The sequence below is a fragment of the Staphylococcus sp. GW823-FHT05F06 genome (genome assembly GCF_058795495.1).
The window spans coordinates 1-3,445 of record NZ_JBXAHW010000032.1; the positions used below are offsets into that span (position 1 = coordinate 1).

The following is a 3,445-nucleotide window of genomic DNA, read 5'->3' on the forward strand; positions in this document are numbered from 1 at the left end:
TCTCTATAACTATAAAAAATAGCTATGAAAAAATCTATCGTCATAGATTTCTTCATAGCTAATCTTAGTATGTTTTAAATGATTTAAATATTAGAATTTTGACAAATAATTAGAACAATCAATCGTTATCTCACACATAGAGTAAAATAAACTACAATTTATTAAACTTCCTTCAAAATAAATTGTTAAAATTAATAGAAACTAATTTGTAAATCAAATATTACAAAATGATTAATGTTTAATCATGTGTTCAATAAAATACTTAGTGATACGATAATCATCAGTTAGTTCTGGATGGAAAGAAACACCGAGGTATTGTCCTTGTTTGACGGCTACTATTTTACCTCCAACTTTACTAAGTATTTCCACTCCGTTATCCACTTTAGCAATATGAGGTGCTCTAATAAATACTCCCTCAATATCATTTGCTATCCCTTTAATATCAAGTTCAGATTCAAAGCTATCGACTTGTCTACCGAATGAATTACGCTCAACAGTTATATCTAATTTATTTAAATAACCAGACTCATTTTCAACATTTTTTGCAAGAACAATTAATCCAGCACATGTTCCAAACATTGGCAAATCTAATTGTTGTAACTTTTCTTTAAATCCATATAAATCCATTAAACGACGTAATGTTGTAGACTCTCCACCAGGTAATATTAGACCATCAATTTCATCTAGTTGCTCTACTCTTTTTATAGCAATGCCTTCATAACCACTTAATTCAATATGACGTATATGTTCACGTACAGCACCTTGTAAGGCTAAAACACCAATTTTAATCATTACCAACCACGCTCTTGCATTCTTTCTTCTAGTGAAATTTGATTAATATCTAGACCTTTCATAGCCGTACCTAGCTCACTAGCCAATTTTCCGATTAACTCATAATCTTGATAATGTGTTGTAGCTTGAACGATAGCTTTAGCAAATTTTTCAGGATCTTCAGATTTAAATATACCTGAACCAACAAATACACCATCTGCACCTAATTCCATCATTAGTGCTGCATCCTGAGGCGTAGCAACACCACCAGCTGCAAAATTAACTACAGGAAGACGTCCATTATCTTTAATTTGTTTTAATACTTCATAAGGTGCACCCAAATCTTTTGCAAATGTCATAATTTCATCATCATTCATAACTGTTAAGCGGCTAACTTCAGAATTAACACGTCTCATATGACGGACAGCTTCAACAATATTACCAGTACCAGGTTCACCTTTCGTACGCAACATCGCCGCACCTTCACCAATGCGTCGTGCTGCTTCACCTAAGTTACGACAGCCACACACAAAAGGAACTGTAAATTGATCTTTTCTTAAATGATATTCTTCGTCTGCAGGCGTTAATACTTCAGACTCATCTATATAGTCAACACCCATCGATTCTAAAACTCTAGCTTCTGTAATATGACCAATTCTGGCTTTAGCCATAACCGGAATTGATACGGCATTCATAACTTCTTCAACTATTTTAGGATTCGCCATACGTGCAACACCGCCAGCAGCACGAATATCTGATGGTACACGCTCTAATGCCATTACGGCAACAGCTCCGGCTTCTTCAGCAATTTTAGCTTGTTCTGCATTAACGACGTCCATAATGACACCGCCTTTTTGCATTTCAGCCATTCCTCTTTTAACTCGATCTGATCCTACTATTTTAGACATACTACTTACCCCTTTTCTTATTGATTAAATATATTTTACGAGATAAACTGATATTTAAAAAGGTTCAATTTGTACATAAAGATAGGGGTCAGTTAATTGAAAGTAAATCAACCACTTTATTTATCGTTATATGAAAAGTTAAAAAATCAAATTATCGAAGGTCAATATCAATCAAATGATAGATTTCCATCTAAACGACAGTTAAGTAACTATTTATCTGTTAGCCACACTACAATAGAACATGCATATCAATTACTTGTAGATGAGGGTTTCATTTATTCGAAACCTAGATCTGGCTACTTCGTTTCCGATATAGAATCGTTGCCAGTGATACATCGACAAACAAATCAATTAAACACTGATAACTTAGAAAAGAAGCAACGACAATATAAATATGCTTTTAATTTAGCTGAAATTGATTCTGAAAGTTTTCCTATGCACATTTTTAGAAAATATGCGAAAGACGTTTTTGAAGACCATCAGCTATCACTATTACAACGAGGCGAGCGTCAAGGGGAATATATTTTAAGGCAACAAATTTCACATTACTTATTTAATAGTCGTGGCGTCACTTGTCACCCAAATCAAATTATTGTTGGATCATCAACAAGCCAGTTACTCGATATGATAACCAATTTACTAAAAAAAGAAGAATTTATTATTGAACAGCCAAGTTATCCACCTATTAAACATACGCTTGATAAAAAAGGTATAAGTTATATTCAAGTCCCAGTTGAACAAAATGGAATACAAATCGACCCTATTTTAAATACAAATAACAATATTTTGTATATAACACCATCTCATCAATTTCCAACTGGTTATGTCACCAATTTAAAAAAAAGAACACAATTAATCAATTGGTCCCATCAAGCTAAGCAAAGATATATTATCGAAGATGATTATGATTCAGAATTTAGATATTTTGGCAAACCCATACCTGCATTACAAAGTTTAGACACAAAAGGAAAAGTCATTTATATTAGTACTTTCTCAAAATCTTTATATCCAAGCTGTAGGATTGCATATATTGTTTTGCCACAAAATTTAATGCACAAATATAATAATCAAAAATATAAAGAGGGAAATACAGTGCCTGTGCATGTTCAACACATGGTTGCTCAATTCATGATAAGTGGGAAATTTGAAAGACATTTGAATAAAATGCGAAAGATATATAGAGATAAACTTGATTATATTTTAAAACGATTAAAGCCCTACAATACTCAAATAAAGATTGAAGGCGCACTAACTGGAATGCATTTTACAATAACTGTTAATAATGGATTGTCAATGAAACAATGTTTAAAAAATGCGAAAAAAAATAATTTAAAATTAAAACCTTATCATTACGAAAATTATTCTAAAGTTTATCCAAAATTTATTTTAGGATTTGGGGGGATAAAAAAAGAAGAATTAGAAGATCATGTTAATGCATTAATTCATTCACTCGTTATATAAATACTAGATTTTAAGAAACTTTAAAATGCTTTAATTATTGTTACGATACACAACAGTAATTAAAGCATTTAAGGTTGGATATGTTACTTAACCTTTATAAGCCACATATGAAATTACCTCTTATAAAAGTTGTTAAGTAGCGAATTTATTTATTAATACTTTCTTTTTTAGAACTATTTTTGCATAAAAAAAAGAGACCTTTCGGTCTCGATTAGGCTCATCGCATCCATACGATATTTGCCTGGCAACGTCCTACTCTAGCGGAACGTCAGTCCGACTACCATCGGCGCTAAGGAGCTTAACTT

Annotated in this window: 3 protein-coding genes; 1 reads left to right on the forward strand and 2 read right to left on the reverse strand. The window is 32.0% G+C overall.

Going from position 1 to position 3,445, the window contains the following annotated elements:
* Positions 1 to 231: 231 nt before the first annotated feature.
* Both pdxT and pdxS read right to left on the reverse strand, forming a co-directional pair.
* On the reverse strand, positions 232 to 789 hold the full coding sequence (gene pdxT, locus AC1Q7N_RS11595) for a pyridoxal 5'-phosphate synthase glutaminase subunit PdxT (RefSeq protein WP_011082818.1): 558 nt from the start codon (positions 787 to 789) through the stop codon (positions 232 to 234).
* 2 nt (positions 790 to 791) lie between these two features.
* Positions 792 to 1,679: a pyridoxal 5'-phosphate synthase lyase subunit PdxS gene (pdxS, locus tag AC1Q7N_RS11600; RefSeq protein ID WP_001830030.1), complete on the reverse strand. Its 888-nt coding sequence runs from the start codon at positions 1,677 to 1,679 to the stop codon at positions 792 to 794.
* A gap of 96 nt (positions 1,680 to 1,775) precedes the next feature.
* Here pdxS and pdxR point away from each other — a divergent pair, with 96 nt between their 5' ends.
* Entirely contained in the window at positions 1,776 to 3,140 is a 1,365-nt protein-coding gene (pdxR, locus tag AC1Q7N_RS11605) for a MocR-like pyridoxine biosynthesis transcription factor PdxR (RefSeq protein WP_001830028.1), read from the forward strand.
* The last annotated feature ends 305 nt before the right edge of the window (positions 3,141 to 3,445 follow it).

Excerpts from the sequence above, each read along its gene's own strand:
- pdxS (WP_001830030.1), bottom strand. The coding sequence starts at position 1,679 with ATGTCTAAAATAGTAGGATCAGATCGAGTTAAAAGAGGAATGGCTGAA.